General features: G+C 73.7%; 15 protein-coding genes. 6 read left to right on the top strand and 9 right to left on the bottom strand.

The window, feature by feature from the left end; all coding sequences use genetic code 11:
• Positions 1 to 468: 468 nt before the first annotated feature.
• Positions 469 to 1,140, bottom strand: a complete 672-nt coding sequence (locus AC069K_RS11640; RefSeq protein ID WP_478614773.1) for a helix-turn-helix domain-containing protein — start codon at positions 1,138 to 1,140, stop codon at positions 469 to 471.
• 132 nt (positions 1,141 to 1,272) lie between these two features.
• On the opposite strand from AC069K_RS11640, the gene AC069K_RS11635 reads away from it, so the two are divergent.
• Together AC069K_RS11635 and AC069K_RS11630 are read left to right on the top strand one after the other, a co-directional pair.
• A complete protein-coding gene (locus AC069K_RS11635; RefSeq protein ID WP_478614770.1) occupies positions 1,273 to 1,944 on the top strand; it encodes an FMN-dependent NADH-azoreductase in 672 nt (223 codons plus the stop codon).
• A gap of 2 nt (positions 1,945 to 1,946) precedes the next feature.
• On the top strand, positions 1,947 to 2,261 hold the full coding sequence (locus AC069K_RS11630; protein ID WP_365100587.1) for a DMT family transporter: 315 nt from the start codon (positions 1,947 to 1,949) through the stop codon (positions 2,259 to 2,261).
• Here AC069K_RS11630 and AC069K_RS11625 read toward each other — a convergent pair whose 3' ends face one another.
• Both AC069K_RS11625 and AC069K_RS11620 read right to left on the bottom strand, forming a co-directional pair.
• Positions 2,262 to 3,626, bottom strand: coding sequence for a cryptochrome/photolyase family protein (locus tag AC069K_RS11625; RefSeq protein WP_478614767.1), 1,365 nt, complete (start codon positions 3,624 to 3,626; stop codon positions 2,262 to 2,264). It abuts the gene before it with no gap.
• A gap of 105 nt (positions 3,627 to 3,731) precedes the next feature.
• Positions 3,732 to 4,169: a pyrophosphohydrolase domain-containing protein gene (locus tag AC069K_RS11620; protein WP_365100591.1), complete on the bottom strand. Its 438-nt coding sequence runs from the start codon at positions 4,167 to 4,169 to the stop codon at positions 3,732 to 3,734.
• Between the two features lie 468 nt (positions 4,170 to 4,637).
• Between AC069K_RS11620 and AC069K_RS11615 the strand changes: the two genes are divergently transcribed.
• From AC069K_RS11615 to AC069K_RS11600, 4 genes are all read left to right on the top strand, one after another.
• Entirely contained in the window at positions 4,638 to 5,081 is a 444-nt protein-coding gene (locus AC069K_RS11615; protein WP_365100593.1) for a hypothetical protein, read from the top strand.
• Between the two features lie 147 nt (positions 5,082 to 5,228).
• Positions 5,229 to 5,774, top strand: a complete 546-nt coding sequence (locus AC069K_RS11610; RefSeq protein ID WP_478615222.1) for a toxin — start codon at positions 5,229 to 5,231, stop codon at positions 5,772 to 5,774.
• Positions 5,775 to 5,904: 130 nt separating this feature from the next.
• Complete coding sequence (locus AC069K_RS11605; RefSeq protein WP_478614762.1) at positions 5,905 to 7,188, top strand: MAB_1171c family putative transporter; 1,284 nt, start codon at positions 5,905 to 5,907, stop codon at positions 7,186 to 7,188.
• Positions 7,189 to 7,307: 119 nt separating this feature from the next.
• Positions 7,308 to 7,862 (top strand): hypothetical protein, encoded by a 555-nt coding sequence (locus AC069K_RS11600; protein ID WP_358834290.1) that lies wholly within the window; start codon positions 7,308 to 7,310, stop codon positions 7,860 to 7,862.
• 79 nt (positions 7,863 to 7,941) lie between these two features.
• Here the strand turns inward: AC069K_RS11600 and AC069K_RS11595 are convergent, their stop codons facing one another.
• The 6 genes from AC069K_RS11595 to AC069K_RS11570 form a co-directional block, all read right to left on the bottom strand.
• A complete protein-coding gene (locus AC069K_RS11595) occupies positions 7,942 to 9,339 on the bottom strand; it encodes an MFS transporter (RefSeq protein WP_478615219.1) in 1,398 nt (465 codons plus the stop codon).
• A 436-nt stretch (positions 9,340 to 9,775) separates the two neighbouring features.
• Positions 9,776 to 11,023 (bottom strand): PucR-like N-terminal domain-containing protein, encoded by a 1,248-nt coding sequence (locus AC069K_RS11590; RefSeq protein ID WP_478614759.1) that lies wholly within the window; start codon positions 11,021 to 11,023, stop codon positions 9,776 to 9,778.
• Positions 11,024 to 11,199: 176 nt separating this feature from the next.
• On the bottom strand, positions 11,200 to 12,174 hold the full coding sequence (gene trpS / locus AC069K_RS11585) for a tryptophan--tRNA ligase (protein ID WP_478614757.1): 975 nt from the start codon (positions 12,172 to 12,174) through the stop codon (positions 11,200 to 11,202).
• A 913-nt stretch (positions 12,175 to 13,087) separates the two neighbouring features.
• A complete protein-coding gene (locus AC069K_RS11580) occupies positions 13,088 to 15,061 on the bottom strand; it encodes an FUSC family protein (RefSeq protein ID WP_478614754.1) in 1,974 nt (657 codons plus the stop codon).
• A 143-nt stretch (positions 15,062 to 15,204) separates the two neighbouring features.
• Positions 15,205 to 16,134, bottom strand: coding sequence for an NADP-dependent oxidoreductase (locus AC069K_RS11575; RefSeq protein WP_478614751.1), 930 nt, complete (start codon positions 16,132 to 16,134; stop codon positions 15,205 to 15,207).
• Between the two features lie 261 nt (positions 16,135 to 16,395).
• Entirely contained in the window at positions 16,396 to 17,157 is a 762-nt protein-coding gene (locus tag AC069K_RS11570) for an alpha/beta fold hydrolase (RefSeq protein ID WP_478614748.1), read from the bottom strand.
• Positions 17,158 to 17,160 lie beyond the last annotated feature (3 nt).

Here is a 17,160-nt window from a genome sequence, read left to right as displayed (position 1 = left end):
GCCTGTCGTCCTCCTGGCGCGTTCGAGCCGGGGTGTACTCCCGCGCACTCCGGGTGCCGGTGAGGACGGTGGTGCGAGGACCGCACGGAGGGGGACCGTGCCGTTCCCGCACTCGTGGCCGTCGCCGATGTCAGCCCATGCCTCCGGCGGCGGCCCTCACACGCAACGGGCGTCACCGGGGGATTCAGCCGACCGCTGCGGTCTCAGACGCGCCGCGCCCGGTCGTACGGACGCGTCGCGCGCCCGCCGCGAGGTCTCGGGTGGTACGCCTCAACCGGTACGGCGGGCTGCGGAACAAGAGCCCGGAAGGCGTTCGGGAGGCAGTGGGTCGACCGGGGTCCTGGGCCGCACAGCCCCACGGTAGCCCCGGCGGGCCCGCCTGACAGGGCTCTGAATCAGCCGTCCTCGATGTGGCCGGGGGCGGGTGCGGACGGGCGGCCGAGGATGTGGCGGACGGGGGGGCTCCGGTCACAGCGGCGCATCCAGAGCCCCCGGCGGCTCACCCCCCAGCACCCGCCGCGCCAACGCCCCCAGCCCCTCCGCGATCTGCTCCCTGCTCAGGCCCCGTTCGCGCTGGTGGCGGAAGAGTTCGGGGGTCAGGGGGGCCAGCAGGTGGTCCGCCAGGGGCTGGGGGTCGGGGAGGGCTGCCTCGCGTACGAGGTGGGTGACGTGTACGTGCCAGAAGCCGTACGCGCCCGTGCCGAACCGTGCCGCCCCGGTCTCCGCGCCCAGGGCCAGTGGCAGGTGCGCCTCCAGGAGCGTGGTCATCTCGGCGTAGAACGCGGCCAGTCGCTCGGCCGGGGGCGCGGGCCGTTCGCCCGGACCGCCGCCGGGGCCCAGCGGCGATGCGCCGCGCAACAGTTTCTCCTGGAGCGCCCGCTCGTGCTCGTCCAGCAGGGCCCGGGCGATCGCCGCCCGGTCGGGATAGCGGCGGTAGAGCGTCCCGCGACCGACCCCGGCGGCCTTCGCGATGTCCTCCATGGTCACCGAGGCGGGGTCGCGTTCGGAGAAGAGGCGTGCGGCCGCCGCGAGGATCCGGGCCCGGTTGCGGGCCGCGTCCGCCCGCTCGGGCGGGGCGGCGGGAGCCCCGGCCCCGGGAAGCAGCGGCAGCAGCGGCCGGGGCGGTGTCGGTTCGCTCATGGCAGCACCGTAGGCAGGAAGTGGACAAGGTGTCCAATTAGGCGTACGGTCCGGACCGAGGCTAAGTGGACGGTGTGTCCACTTAGCCTGTCGTCGGTCGTCATCACGCCCTCCACCTGCCAAGGAGCCCCCATGCCGCACCTCCTCCACCTCGACTCCAGCGCCCGCCGCGACTCCTTCTCCCGACGGCTCGGGGCGACCTTCGTCGCCGCGTGGCGGGCCGCCGGCGGAGGCACCGTGACGTACCGGGACCTCGCCGCCGAACCCGTGCCGCCGATCGGGGAGGCGTGGACCCGTATCTGCGACACCCTCCTGCGCGAGGGCATCACCGACATCCACCGCTACGGCGAGGCCGTGCGCACCGACGAGGAGCGGGCGGCCTGGGCGGTCGTCGGGCCGCTCCTGGGCGAACTCGTCGCCGCCGACGTCGTCCTCGTGGGGGCGCCGATGTACAACTTCGGCGTCCCGGCCGCCCTCAAGGCCTGGATCGACCAGGTCACCTTTCCCAAGATGGTGCTCGCGCCGCGCAAGTTCGTCGTCGTCTCCGCGCGCGGCGGCGCCTACGGCCCCGGCCTGCCCCGCGAGCCGTTCGATCACCAGGGCCGCTATCTCCTCGACTTCTTCCGCGGTCACTACGCCGTCGAGGACGCCGAGGTCATCAGCGCCGAGCTGGTCAACGCGGGCGTGGACCCCGCGCTGGCCGCGCGCCGCGGGGAGCAGCGGGAGTCGTACGCCGCCGCCACCTCCGAGGCCCGTGAACTCGCGGAGAAGCTCGCCCACTTCACCGTCGCCCGGGAGGACTGACCGTGCCGTGGATCTGGCTGCTGCTCGCGGGCGCCGTCGAGGTCGCCTGGTCGCAGAGCATCGGGCCGACCCAGGGCTTCACCAGGGTCCCGCAGACCCTGCTCTGCCTGCTCCTCATGGTGGGCGCGGTCTACCTGCTGTCCCGCGCCATGGCGGAGCTGCCCGCGGGCCTCTCGTACGCGCTGTTCACCGGCATCGGCACGGTCGGGGCGATCGTGCTGGGCGCGGTGGTCCGGCACGAGCCGCTCGGGCCGGGCCGGGTCGCGGCCCTGCTGCTGATCGTGGCGGGGCTCACGCTGGCCCGGCTGACCGCGTGATCACCGGGTTCCGCCGTGCCGTCGCCCCCGTTCGAACCGGTCCCGCCCCTCCTCCAGTTCCACCAGCGGCCCCGGGTAGCCCGTGGCCCGTGCCTCCCGGGGAGGGAGTTTCCACGGTTCGTGGATGTGGCGGTCCGGTACGTCCGCGAGTTCGGGGATCCAGCGGCGCACGTACGTACCGCGCGGGTCGAGGCGTTTGCCCTGGGTCACGGGGTTGAGGACGCGGTTGGGGCGGGTGTCGGTCCCCGTTCCCGCCGCCCACTGCCAGTTCATCTGGTTGTTGGCGATGTCCCCGTCGACCAGGAGGCCGAGGAAGTGGCGGGCGCCGACGCGCCAGTCGGCGTACAGCGTCTTGGTGAGGAAGCTCGCCGCCAGCAGCCGGCCCCGGTTGTGCATCCAGCCCTCGTGGGCGAGTTGGCGCATCGCCGCGTCGACCAGGGGGTAGCCCGTGCGGCCCGCGCGCCACGCCTCGATCTCGCGCGCGTCCTCGCGCCAGCGGTCGCCCCGGGCGCGGTAGTCCCTGTGCGACGTCTCGGGGCGGGCCGCGAGGACCTGGTAGTGGAAGTCGCGCCAGGCCAGCTGCCGTACGAACGCCTCCGCGCCCGGCGAGGGCCTGCTCCTCGCCAGGTGGGCCAGCTCAGCCGCCGACAGGGCGCCGAAGTGCAGGAACGGGGAGAGGCGGGAGGTGGTGTCGGCCGCGAGGTCGTCGTGGCCGTCCGCGTAGCCGTCGAGGCCGGACGCCAGCCACGACCGCAGCCGCTCGCGCCCGGCCCGCTCGCCGCCCCGGGCCAGCCCGGGCGAGGTCCCCTCCACGTCCGTACGCGGACGCAGCGGCTCCGAGGCGGTCTCGGGGACCCGCACCCGGCGCGGCGGCGGGACCACGTCCCGTACGCCCTCCTGGGTCCAGCGGCGCAGGTACGGAGTGAACACCGCGTAGTGGTCGGAGCCCGCCGGGGTCACCTCGCCCGGGGCGAGCGCCGTCACGACCGCGTCGTGGACCACCAGCGCGCCCCCGGGCAGCGCGTCGCGCAGCGCCGTCTCGCGCCGCACCGCGTACCGGCTGGGGCCGCCCGCCAGGTGCACCCGGCGCGCGCCCGTCTCGGCCACCACGGCGCGCACCTGCTCCACCACGTCCCCCGAGCGCACCACCAGGCGTCCGCCGCGCTCGCGCAGGCCGGTGTCGAGGTCCGCGAGGCAGTCGGCGAGGAAGGCCCGGCGGTTGGGCGCGTCGAAGCCCGCCGCGCGCACTCCGTCGTCGTACACGAACAGCGGCACGACCTCGTCGGCCTCGCGGACGGCGGCGTGCAGGGCGGGGTTGTCGTGCAGCCGCAGGTCGGCGGTGAACAGCGCCACGGAGACGGTCATCCGCTCATCCTCCGCGAGCCGCGCCCACGAGGAGGGGAAGCGCGGCCGGGAGTCACCCCCGCCCCACGCCTCGGCACCCTGGCCCTGCGGCAGGGCGCGGCCCTCTCAGCCGCGCCACCCCTGTGCGCGCAGCACCGCCGCCACGTCCGGCGCCCGGTAGTGCTCGCCCTTGAGGACCTTGCCGTCGGCGCGCAGCACGGGACGCCCGTCGGGGCCCAGCTTCGTCATGTTGGCGCGGTGGATCTCCGCGATGACCGCGTCGAGGTCGATGCCGTGGACCAGGGCGGTGCCGTACGCCACGTACACGACGTCCGCCAGCTCGTGGGCCAGGTGGTCCAGGGGGCCCGCCACGGAGACCTCCGCCGCCTCGGCCGCCTCCTCCACCAGGAGGTCGCGGCGGTGGGCGGCCAGCTCCTCGGGGATCTCGGCCGGAGTGGTACGGGCGTCCAGACCGAAGGTGGTGTGGAATTCCCGGACGAGGGACGCGGGACTCGGCGCGCCGGTGGAAGCGGAGGCTTCGGTTCGCTGTACGGGGGTGCTCATTCGCCCCACTTTACGTTCCCCGCCCCAGGCCAACCCGTCGCTCCCGTACGCCCGTTACTCCCTGGCCAGAAGGGAGTGGATCTGCGGCCAGGAGGGAGTGGATCTGTGCATCTGCGATCGGTGCGGCCCGCCTCGGGGGCTCCCGACGCCCGGGTCGCCGGGGCCGGGGAAGGACGGCTGCGTACACACGTACGCACGCGCTATCGGCGGGGCGACTGTTCCTGGCGCCTGACTCGGTGTCATAATGTATGGGTAGCCCTTCGTGCATCCCCCGTCGCGAAGGGCTACATCTCTGTCCGGGCACGCCCGAGCGCGGCCGCACGCGGCTCTGCCCGGTTCCGGGCATGGCGTGGCCTTCACACGGGCAAGGGACTCCCCTCGTGGCCCCCTGCCCGTGTTTTTTCGAGTTAACATTGGCGTAGAGTGTTTGTGCAAGCCCAGTTCCGACCAGACGGGGTGGGGGGACAGATGGAAGACCGCACGCCTGAGTTGACGACCCTGCAGCAGAAGGTCGCCTACATGGTGGAGAAGACCTTCCCCGGCGAGACCGTCTCGGGGCGGGCGTTCTCCGACCTGGTGAAGGAGCGCGGCGGGCATCTGTCGCACAGCTACTTCTCCAACATCCTCGCGGGCAAGGTCACCCACCCTTCCGAGGACATCCTGAAGGCGCTCGGGCTCGGCTTCGGAGTCGACTGGCGCTTCTTCAAGGAGGAGTCCGAGGTCGTCGACGACGTGGTGGCCGGACTCCAGTTCCTCGCCAAGCGGCGTACGGGCGAGATCAGCGGGCTCGCGGGGCGCGGGCTCGACGACGAGGGCCTCTCCGCCGAACTCCTCCAGTTCGCCCTCTCCCTCCTTGAGGAGACCAAGGGCGCCGAGGGCGGCGAGGGCGCCGCAGGCACCACCGGGAGCTAGGACGGCCCCTCCGCCCGGGAGCGGAGTCCTACCCCCGGTCACCCGGTCCTGACCGTGGTCGTGTTCATGCCCGTTCGTTAAGATGCGCCGATCCATCGCATGCCATACGACCGCGTGACCACGCCCCAGAGGGACCCAGAGGCCGACATGTCCATGCGCGAGCTGCGGAGAGAGTGCGAAGCGGGGCTTGCGGACCTGCCGATCCCCGCCCCGTTCAGCATCCCGGCGCTCGTCGCGAACATGGAGCAGGCCCGGGGCCGGACCATCGTGCTGCGGGAGCTGCCCGAACGCCTCGCGCGCGTCAACGCCGCCTGCGGGCTGCGGCTCAAGGCCGGCGGGACCAGTCTCGTCCTCTACCGGCGCCGCCCCACCGACTACCAGACCCAGCACGTCATCCTGCACGAGCTGTGCCACGAGTGGTTCGACCACGGCACCTCCCTCGACGCCGACCAGCTCGCGGCGCTGCTCCCGGTCTTCGACAGCTCCCTCGTCGACCGGATGCTGAAGTCCGGCGCCACCGTGCAGGCCCGCGCCCAGTACGACACCCACGACGAGCGCGTGGCGGAGTTCGGCGCCTCCCTCATCCCCCGGATGGCCCTGGACGTGACCAGCGACGACATGGTCGGACGGCTCTCCGACTCGCTCTCGCGGCCGGTCGCCCACCGCCGCCGGGGCTTCTTCCGCCGCGACTGACCCCGCGCTGGTCCCCCGTGCTCGTCCCCGCGCTCCTCCCCGTCCTCGTCCCCGTGCCGGTCCCCGTCCTCGTCCCCGCGACCTGCCCCCTGGAAGTCCCCCGCTCCCCCCGCTCCCCACGAAGGAACCCGTGAGCCCCCTCGACCTCGCCGGCTACCTCATAGCCGCGCTGATGACCGCCGTCGCCCTGTGGCGTATGCCCGCCGCCCTGTGGGGCGACGAGGAGGACAAGCGCCGGCGCGCCCTGTGGGGCTGTTACGCCGGGTTCGCCGTCGCCCTGTGGACCAAGACGAAGTTCGTACGGATCACCCTCAACGACAGCGAGGTCACCGACCTCGCCGTCCTCATCAAGCACTACACCGCCACCATCGCCATCCTGGCGATCCTCAGCTACATCGTGGCGATCTACGGCCACTTCCCGGACGAGGGCGCCGTCCCCCGCCACGTACGGTTCGCGCGGACCGTGCAGCGGGTCGCCGCCAAGGCGTCGGCGGCCACCCTGGTCCTGCTGACCGTGCTGTTCTTCACCGTCGTCGACCGGTCCGTGCCCTCCGACCGCTTCGTCTCCGACCACGCGGGCCAATGGGGCGCGACGCTCTACATGAGCGTGTTCTACCTGTACTTGGGCGCGTCCTCGGCCGTCTGCGCCTACCAGTGGGCGCTGGCCACCGGCAACGCCCGGGTGCGCCATCTGCGCCTCGGGCTCGGCATGATGACGTTCGCCATGTTCATCGGCGTCGCCTACACCCTCAGCCGGACGCTGTTCCTGTGGGTGAGCGTCGTGGACCGGCCGGGCAAGTCGTTCGCGCTCCGCTTCGACGAGGTCACCGAGGCCTCGCAGATCGTGCTGTTCGCGTTCTTCGCGCTGGGCGCGTCCATCCCCGCGTGCCACAAGGGCTGGCGGCGGGTGCGGCTGTGGCGGGCGCAGGCCCGGCTCCACCCGCTCTGGTACGAGCTGATGACGGCCTTCCCGGACCAGCCGTTCGAGCCGCCCCGGTCCCTGGTCCGGGAGCTGACGCGCTTCGACACCCCGGCCGACCTGCGGATCGACCGGTGGGCCGCGGACATCGCGGACGCGGTGGAGAAGCTGCGCCACTATGTGCCGGACGAGCTCCTCGACGCGGCCAAGCGGGCCGCCGGGGGCGGGGCCGGGGCCGCAGACAGCGCGGCGGCCGGGAGCGAGGCCGTCGGCCCGCTCGCCGACGCGTACTGGATCAAGGCGGCGCTCGCCGCCAGGACCGGGGGCGCCCCCGCCGGCCGGGCCGCCGCCATCGAACCGCAGCACGCCACCGACCAGGACGGCGAGGTCGCCTGGCTGGTGCGGGTGGCCGCCGCGTACCAGACGATTCCGCACGACCGGGCCCGCGAGGTCCTCGCGTCGGCGCGGACCGGAGCCCGGGAGAGCACCGCGTGACCAGCACCACCGACAGGAACACCCCCGACCACCGCACCACCGACAGGACCACCCCTGACCCCCACACCACCGACAGCCGCACCACCGGACTCGACGACCCGGCCCGGCGGCCCGTCGCCCTGGCCGTCACCAACGTCCTCCAGCCCCGCAACTGCCTGCTCGTCGGCATGCTCGGCATCGGGTACGCGGCGGCGGGCGACTGGACCGGCCTGCTGTGGGGGTTCCTGGGCGCGCTGTGCGCGGGACTGATCCCGGCCGGCTACATCGAGTGGGAGCGCGGACGCGGCACCTGGGGCGACCGGCATGTGGTGGACCGTACGAAACGGGCGCCGATCTTCTTCGTCATCCTCGGCTCGATCGGCACCGGCTCGCTGGTCATGGTCCTCGGGGACGCGCCCGTCGGCATCCTCGCGGCGATGCTCGCGCTGTGGGTGATGACGATCGGGCTGCTCGCGGTGAACACGGTGTGGAAGATCTCGGTGGACGCGTCGGTGGCGTCGGCCGTGGTGGCGCTCCTCGCCGCCGTCACGCACGAGCCGCTGTGGCTGCTCCTCCACACCCTCACCGTCGCGGTGTGCTGGTCGCGGGTGGCCCTGCGGTACCACACCGTGGGGCAGACCGTGGCGGGGGCGGCGCTGGGGGCGGCGACGGCGGGGGCGTTCCTGTTCGTCTGACGCCGAGCGCCCCGGGCGGCCGCGAGCCGTCCGGGGCGTCCGGGGCGTTTGGGGCGCGCCCGGCTCCGCCTTCACACCTTCACATGTGGATCGGGCTCGCGTCCCCGCCCTCCGTCGGGGGCACCCGGGGCGGGCCCTTGCGGTAGAGGATCACGGTGAGGAGCAGGCCGAGGGCGAAGAAGGCGGCCGACCACCAGTAGGCCGTCGCGTAGCTGTGCAGCTGGGCCTTGGCGAGGACCTGCGGGGTCGGCTGCCTGCCGACCAGGTAGTGGGTGGCGGCGCTGGTGGCCAGGGTGTTCAGGAGCGAGGTGCCCACCGAACCGCCCACCTGCTGGCTGGTGTTGACCATCGCGGAGGCCACGCCCGCGTCGTGGGCGGCGACCCCGGCCGTGGCCAGGTTCATCGCCGGCGCGAAGATCAGGCCCATGCCGCACCCCATCACCAGCAGCGGCGGCAGGACGTGCGGCGCGTACGTGCTGTCGACGTCCAGCGCCGTCATCCACACCAGGCCCGCCGCGCCCAGGCCCATCCCCAGCGGCACGATCGGTTTGGCGCCCACCCTGGGCACGAACCGGTTCTGCGCGATCACCGAGGACGCGATCATGATCACGACCATGGGGATGAAGGCGAGTCCGGTCTTCACGGGCGAGTAGCGCAGCACCTGTTGCAGGTAGTACGTGAGGAACAGGAACACCCCGAACATCCCGGCGCCCGAGATGAACATGGCCAGGAACGAGGCACCGCGGTCCCGGTCGAGGACGACGCGCAGCGGCAGCAGCGGGTGCGCGGCACGCCGCTGCCACGCGACGAACGCCACCAGCAGGACACCGCCCGCCGCCAGGAACCCCCAGGTCTGCGCGGAACTCCAGGAGTGCTTCTCGGCGTTGGAGAAACCGAAGACGATGCAGAACAGACCCGCCGAGACCAGGAGCGTGCCGGGGATGTCGAGCTTGGGACGGTCGGCCGGGGCTCCGGGGTGCAGCAGCCGCAGGGCGCCGAGGAAGGCGATGGCCGCGAAGATGAGGTTCACGTACAGACACCAGCGCCAGTTGAGGTACTCGGTGAGCAGACCGCCGAGCAGCAGTCCCACCGCGCCGCCGGTGCCCGCGATGGCGCCGTAGATCCCGAAGGCCTTGGCGCGCTCCTTCGGGTCGGTGAACGTCGTGGTGAGCAGCGAGAGCGCGGCCGGCGCGAGCAGCGCGCCGAAGACGCCCTGAAGGGCGCGGGCGAGGACGAGCACGGTGAAGCTGGGCGCGGCGCCGCCGATCGCGGAGGCGACCGCGAAGCCGACCAGACCGGTCAGGAAGACGGCCTTGCGGCCCACCAGGTCCGCGACGCGTCCGCCGAGCAGCAGCAGCGAGCCGAAGGCCAGGGCGTACGCGGTGACGATCCACTGGCGGTTGCCGTCGCTGAAGCCGAGATCGCTCTGCGCGGAGGGCAGGGCGATGTTCACGATGGTGGCGTCCAGCACCACCATGAGCTGCGCGAGGCCGATGACGGCGAGGACCAGCCAGCGGTGTTCATGGGCGGCGCCCTGGTGGCCGGTGCGCCCGGCCGCCGCGGCGGCGGCCGTGGCCGCGCCCTCACCGCGCCGGGGCGGCCCGTCGGGACTCGCCCCGCCCGCCGCTTCGGCGCTCGCCTCCGGTGCCGAAGCGGCGGCGATGCGTTCCGCCCTGCCCTCTTCGACGGCGTCCTTGGTATGACGACCCATGGCGTACGTCTCCTTACGAGGGGATACGCGCCCTTCATCACGCTAAGGGGAGGTACGGGGTTCCGCCACGCGAGTGACGCGGGGGGGCTGGTGGGGTGAACGCCCCGGCGGAGACGATCATGCGCGGGCAACGACGGGAAGTGCCGGGCAACGCCGGGAGCGACTCGGAGGGGTCGCGCGGCGGTTACGGCGGTTACGGCGGTTACGGCGTCGAAGCCGTCCGCCCGCCCGCCGCACCCAGCTCTGCCCCCGTCCCCGTCCCCACCCCCGCCAACAGCCGGAACCGCAGGGCCACTTCGAGTTCGAAGCGGGCGTCCGGGTCGTCGAGCGCGGCGCCGAAGAGGTGCTCGATCCGGCGCAGCCGCTGGCGTACGGTCTGCGGGTGCAGCTCCAGCCGCTCCGCCACCTCCGGAGCGCTGCCCCGGTGGCACTGGAGCCACACCAGGAGGGTGGTGGCGAGCCGGGTGGCCTGCTTGGGCGTGAGGTCGTCCAGCGGCCGGAGCCGCCGGTCGGCGAAGAGCCCCACCAGCGGCTGGTCCCCGAGGAGCAGCAGCTCCGGCAGCCGCTCCTCGCAGCGGACGATCCCCTCGGGCTTGCCGACGATCCCCCCGGGCTTTTCCAGGCGGGCGAGCAGGGTGCGCGCCCAGCGCAGCGAGTCCGCCGCCATCGCGAGCGGCACGGCCGGTCCGACCACCGCGCCGCGCGCGTCGAGCGCCCCCGCGAACACCTGGTCCCGGAAGGCCGTCCCCGGCTCCGGGACCAGCAGGAACGGCTCCGGTCCCTCCAGGTCGGCGAGGACGTCGGGCGGCAGCCTGCGGTGGATGCGGTCGCGCTCGGCGGGCGGCCCGAGCGCGACGCACGCCACCGTGTCCGGCAGCGTCCACCCCGCAGCCGCAGCCGCCTGTTCGAGGGCGGGCCCGGTGGTACGGGAGACGATCCGCTCCAGCAGGTGGTGCCGCCGCCCGAGCGCGCCCGCCTTGTCGGCCTGCGCCTCGGCGTAGCCGCGCACCGAGACGGCGGAGATCTCGTCGATGTGCGCGAAGACGGCCTCGGCGAGCAGGACGACCTGGTCGGCCCCGACCCCGGCCCGCCGCGCGGCGCGCGCGTACCGCCGCCAGGCGACGCGGGCGCCGAGCCGGTACGCGGCCTGGAGCGCGTCCAGGCTGCGGCCCTCCGCGAACTCACCGCGCCCCAGCACCCAGTAGACCCGCCAGCGCTCGCCGCCCGGGTCGGCGGACGCGCCGGCGCCGCCCTCCACCAGATCCGCGAATTCGGCGAGAGCGGTTTCCACACCCATCTGGATTCCGTGCCCGAATTTCCCGTGCAGCGGCCTGGAGAATTCCGGCACGTGCTGGCGTATCTGCCGGATCACCTCGGCCGCCGTGGAACTCTGTTCCTTTCGCAGCTCCGCCGCGAGCGTGCGCGGCAGAGCGGCCCATGGCCCGGCCATGCGTGCGAGTATGAGCGGTTGTTACTCGCCAGTCAATAGCCGTGATGCCTGCCTTCCGGGGCTCTGCCGCCACGCCGGATGGCGGATTACTCACCCAGGTGACAACGTCTCCGCAATGCGCGGCACGGCGGCTTCACCGGCCCGCAATTCCGAACTCGGCAGGTGAATGCCCACCTTTAGCGAAAACCCCCCATGGCGGCGCGCACCTCGTCGAGCGTGGCCTCGGCGACGGCGTTGGCGCGTTTGTTTCCCTCGTGGAGGACGTCCCGTACGTACGAGAGGTCGCGCGCGTACTCGGCACGGCGCGCCCGGAGCGGCGCGAGCCGGGTGTTGACGGCCTCGGTGACGGCCCGCTTGAGCGCGGCGGCGCCCCCGTCACCGATGTCGGCGGCGACAGCGTGCGGGTCCCGGTCCTGGCAGAGCGCGGCGAGCTGGAGCAGCCCCGAGACGCCGGGACGCCCGGCCGGATCGTAGGTGATGCGGCGGTCCGCGTCGGTGGTGGCGCGGCGGATGAGGACGGCGGTCTCGTCGGCGGTGGCGGAGAGCGGGATGGAGTTGGAGCGGGACTTGCTCATCTTCGTCCCGTCGGTGCCGAGGAGGACGGGCGCGGCGGAGAGCATGGCCTCGGGCTCCGGGAAGACGGTCCCGTACCGGTCGTTGAAGCGCCGGGCGATGGTCCGGGTGACTTCGAGGTGCGGGACCTGGTCCTGCCCGACGGGGACGACATCGGCCTTGCAGAAGAGGATGTCGGCGGCCTGGTGCGCCGGATACGTGAACATCAGCCCGCTGACGGCGGACTGGCGCGAGTGCGCGATCTCGTCCTTGACGGTGGGGTTGCGGCCGAGCTCGGCGACGGAGACGAGGCTGAGGAAGGGGAGGAGGAGCTGGTTGAGGGCGGGGACGGCGCTGTGCGTGAAGACGGTGGCGCGGGCCGGGTCGATACCGACGGCGAGGTAGTCGAGGACGAGGCGGTGGGTGTGGCCGAGGAGGTCGTCGGCGATGTCGCGGTCGGTGATCACCTGGTAGTCCGCGACGACGACGAAGATCTCGGCACCGCTGTCCTGGAGGCGGACGCGGTTCCGGAGGGTGCCGAAGTAGTGGCCGAGGTGGAGGGGGCCGGTGGGGCGGTCGCCGGTGAGCATGCGGGTCATGGGTCTGTGCCCTTCTGGGGAGGTGGGTGGAGGCCGTGGTCCGGGGGGACGGCCGTCTCCCTGCCTCCTCGCGGAAGGGGCGAGGCGGGACATGCGAAAGGGCCGTCCGATACCGAACGGCCCTTTTCGCGAACGCGCATACGCGCAGATCCGGTGGCCGCTCCTAGGAGGAGCGCCACCAGGTGGAGTGCTGCGCGGGGGTCATGGGGGGAGTGTAACGGGGGTGAGAAATAGGGGGTAGCGACTTCTGGTCCTTGGTCGGCCCCCATGGGCAGGGACCGCGCAGGCGGGGTGGGGGTATCCGTTCCCCGCACCCCGGTGGGCCCACCGAAACCGGGCGGGCCCCCGCGCCCCTGTAGGCCACCCCGGACTGCGGCTGCGGCCTGATCCACCCGGACCCTCCCCCACGTGCGGACCGTGGAGGGTTGCCCGCGCAGTTCCCCGCGCCCCTCAAGGGGCCGTGCCCGAGCAGGGTTTCCCGGTTGCGGGGGGCTGCCTCAGGGGCGCGGGGAACTGCGCGAACGGCCCCCACCGGCCCGCAGCCGAAGGGCTACCGATCCGCGCAGCGGAGCCGTGGGCGACAGTGGTGCGGCAGTGTCGGATGCAACGGCGGCGCACGGCCGCCAGCGGCGGGGGCCACTGCCTGGAGGCCCGGGCCTGCGCAACCCGGCCGAACGGGCGGGCGGGTGGGTCATGGGGGCGCGCCGATCACGGCCTGCGGACGCCTTCCGGTCGGAGCCGACCACCAGAGGCCCGGGCTTGCCCAACCCCGCCGCACGGGCGGGCGGGTGGGCCGTGCGGGGTGTCGCCCGCCGGCCCGCGGACGCCCTCCGGTCGGAGGCACCCACCAGAGGCCCGGGCCCTCCCAGCCCCGCCGCACGGGCGGGCGGGTGGGCAAACACTCCCGCCCCCCTCAACCCCTTGGCGAAGCAATCGCCCGAGCCGCTCGGACCTCCTGGCGGAGGGGGCCCAGTACCCCCTCCTCCGGGCCCGTCAGCGACGCCCGTACCTCCACCAGCGTGGACGACGCCCGCAGCCCGTCCGCCAGCCCGCGCAACTCCCGTACCGCCGCCTCCACTTCCTCCTCCGCCGGAGGGGCCGCGCCGTGGTTGACCCGTACGCGTGCCGCCGTCGTCGCGTCCACGATCCGCTCCACCGCCACCACCAGCGGCCACCACGCCGCCGCCCGCGCCCCTGTCGGCGGCGGCTCGGTCAGCGCGCGCTGGAACTCGGAGCGGACCACCGACAGGTCGCGGTAGATCCGGCGGCGCCGGCGCACCCGTTCCGCCTGGTCCTGGCCCTCCCCGCCGAACGCGCACTCCACGTACCCCGCTGCGTCCGCCACCGCGTCCGCCAGCCGGTCCCCGATCCGGGTGTGCCAGCTCTCCGGCCACAGCAGATAGCCCGCCACCAGCGAGATCCCGCAGCCGATCAGGCTGTCCCACAGGCGCGGCAGCACCAGGCCGAAGCCCTGGTGGTTCAGGAGGTCCGACAGGAGCAGGATCACCGGGGTGATGGCCGCCGTCTGGAAGGCGTACCCCTTCGCCGAGAACGCCGGGATCAGCGCGGCCAGTACCACCATCACCGGCACGTCCCACCACCCGCGCGGCACCTCCGCCAGCACGGCCGCCGCGGTCACCAGACCCACCGCCGTCCCCAGCGCGCGCAGCACCGCCCGCGAGAACACCGACCCGAAGTCCGGCTTCAGGACGAACGTGACGGTCAGCGCCACCCAGTACGAGCGCTCCACCGCCACCAGCGACACCAGCGCCTGGGCGAGCCCGATGCAGAGCGCGAGCCGCAGCCCGTACCGCCAGGAGGCCTGGGAGAACAGCACGTTGCGCGCGCCCCGCCGCACCCGGATGCGCAGCGCCGCCGGGCGCCCGAGCCGGTCGTCGACGTTGTACGGGTCGGGGTCCGGCTTGTGGACCACCACGGCCGCGTGCCGCAGCGCCGCGTCCACCGCCCGCTCCGACGGCGCGGCCGCCTCCGGCAGGGCCAGGTCCTGCACCGGTCCGGTGCGCGCCCGCTCCACCGCCGTCGCCAGCTCCCGTACGGCCGCGGGGATCTCGGGCGGCAGCGGACGCCCGCGCAGATGCGCCGCGGGGGCCGCCTCCACCAGGGGGATCACCACGTTCAGCTGGGCGAGCAGCCGCACCAGGGGGCTGCGCCGTCCGTGGTCGCGGGTGCGGCGCGCGAGCACCAGGTCGTACGCCTGGTTGAGCGACTGCGTGACCGCCTGCCGCCGGGCGTCGTACGCCGGTGTGCCCGCGGCTTCGAGGAGATCGGCCACCGCCCGGTAGGTGGAGGCTACGGCCGTCCGTTCCGGGACGCGGTTGCGCAGCGGCCAGCCGAGCAGGGTGAGCAGCAGGACGAAGAGCCCGCCGAGGGAGAGCAGCAGCGGGGCCTTCCACCAGGGCGAGGGCATCGGCAGTCCGGCCCCGACCACGGCGTTCAGCAGGAGCAGCAGCCCGGACACGGACGCCACCGCCCCGATGGACGAGATCATTCCGGAGACGAGCGCGACCAGGGTGAGCGCGGCGACCGCGAACCAGCCCTCGCCGTACACCAGGGTCCCCAGGGTGACCCCGAGGGCGCCGAAGAGCTGCGGCACGGCGATGTTGAAGACCCGCATCCGGTACGCGTCGGCGGTGTCGCCGATGACCCCGGAGAGCGCGCCCATGGACACCAGCGCGCCGTACGTCGGCTGGTCGGTGGCGAAGCCCACGGCCAGCGGGGCCGCCAGCGCGATGCCGGCCCGGGCGACTCCGGGCCACACGATCGGGGTGCTCTGCGGGCGCAACCCGCTGACCAGCCACTGCGGCGGCGCGAGCCGCACCCGTCCCCGGCCGCCCGGGCCCTTGTCCACGTCGAGCTGTGCACCCATGGCATCAGTATGCGATCACGGTGAATAGAACCTTTTGGGTGGGTCTACCCGTGCCGGGAGAGAGCCGTGCGGGCGAATATTTATCCACACCCTGTGGACAAACTTTCCCGCCCACCCCGAGAAAACGGACATCTACGGCACGTCTACGGCACGAACAGCGTCTTCCCCCGCGCCCCGCCCGCCCGGTTCCGCTCCATCGCCTCCGCCACCTTCTCCAACGGGTATTCCGCCTCCACGGGCACGTGCACGTCACCCGCCAGTGCCGCGGCCGCCAGCGCGTCGAGCAGCGCGCCCGACGCCGTGAGCTGGAAGTTCACTCCCCTGTCGGACGGGGCCGCGCCCCGGGTGCTCAGGGCCGCGCCGCCCGGACGCATCAGCCGGGCGTACGCCTCGAAGGCCTCCGCGTCCGCCGACACCAGGTCCACCACCGCGTCCACCCCGCCCGGCACGGCCCGTTCGCACGCCTCGCGCACCGACTCCTCGGTGGAGTCGATCGCCAGGGCCGCGCCCAGCGCCCGCATCCGCTCCCGCTCCGCGCCCCGCACCACCGCCACCACCCGGATGTCCCGCGCCGCCGCCAACTGGGTCAGCGCGCTGCCGACCCCGCCCGCCGCGCCCACCAGGAGCATCGAGTCGCCCGGTTCGAGCGCCATACCCGTGCGCAGGATCTGGAGCGCGGTCATCCCGGCCGTGGGCAGGGCCGCGGCCGCCCGCAGCGCGAGCCCGTCGGGCACCCCGGCGATGGTCGCGTCGTGCGGCATCGTCACGTACTCCGCGTACGTGCCGGTCCCCACCGGTGGCCGCGCCGCCTGCCCGTACACCGCGTCGCCCACCACGAACCGGTTCTCGCCGGGCCCGACCACGTCCACACGGCCGGCGAAGTCGACGCCGAGGACCAGGGGGAAGACGTGCGGGGCCCGGCCGTCGAGGAGGCCGTCCGCGACCTGCCAGTCGAACGGGTTGAGGGCCGCGTACGCGACCTTCACCAGCACTTCGCCCGGGCCGGGTTCCGGCTTGGGGACATGGATGACCTCCGGCGTGGCCCTGAAGGCCTGAACCGCGACAGCGCGCATACCTTGACGCCTCCTGCTCGGCTAGGCCCCCCTGCAACCGGGCTTCCGGACGGTCCGATCCTCACCCAGGAGCGCGCCGCCCGCACCCCGGGCAACCCGGCCCGCCCCGCGAAGGGACCCGCCCGGCCGACGGGTTCGCCGGACCGACGGGTTTCGCGGGGCCGACGGGTTCGCGGGGCCGACGGGTTCGCGGGGCCGACGGAGTCGCCGAGCCTGGCGTCGCGGGCCGCTGTCCCCGCCGGGGAGCGGTCCGCGGTGCGCTCAGCCCGTCAGATGGGCGCGCACGGCCGCGTTGAACTCCTCGGGCCGCTCCAGGTTGGGCAGATGGGCCGCCCGCTCCACGACCACCAGGGCGGACCCGGGGACCGCCGCGTGCATGGCCTCGGCGTCGGCGACCGGGGTGTACGTGTCGTCGCGGCCCACCACGATCAGGGTGGGAACGGTGACCGTGGTGAGCAGCTCCCGGTAGTCGGGCCGCTCGGCGCGCCCGCGCAGCGCGGCGGCAGCCCCCTCAGGGTCGGTCGCGGTCATCATCCGGTGCACCCGCGCCTTGACCGCCGCGTCCGCGTACGGCGCCACCATCTTCTCCAGGACCTCGTCGGCGTACGGCTTCATGCCCTCGCGTACGAGCCGGTCGGCCGCCTCGCGGCGGGCGGTGCGTCCGGCCGGGGTCTCGGCGGCGGGGAAGGTGTCCGCGAGGAGCAGACCGCTGATCCGCTCGGGGAAGAGGCGGTAGCACTCCATGACGATCTGGCCGCCCATGGAGAGCCCGCCGAGGAGGAAGCGCCCGAGGCCGAGCCGGTCGGCGAGCGCCAGGACGTCCTCGGCGAAGTCGGAGAGGAGGGTGGTGGTCGCGCCGGGGGTGCGGGGCGCGCTGCCGTAGCCGCGCAGATCGGGGGCGACGACCCGGTGCGAGCGCGCGAACTCCTCGGTCTGCCGGTCCCACATCGTGCGGTCGAAGGGATGGCCGTGGACCAGGAGCAGGGCGTCGCCCGTGCCCCGGTCGGTGTAGGTGGTGGGCATGTC

The sequence above is a fragment of the Streptomyces sp. NPDC043908 genome, from assembly GCF_056435525.1.
The sequence above is the reverse complement of the archived record's forward strand: the minus strand, read 5'-3'. Positions and strand labels throughout refer to the sequence as shown.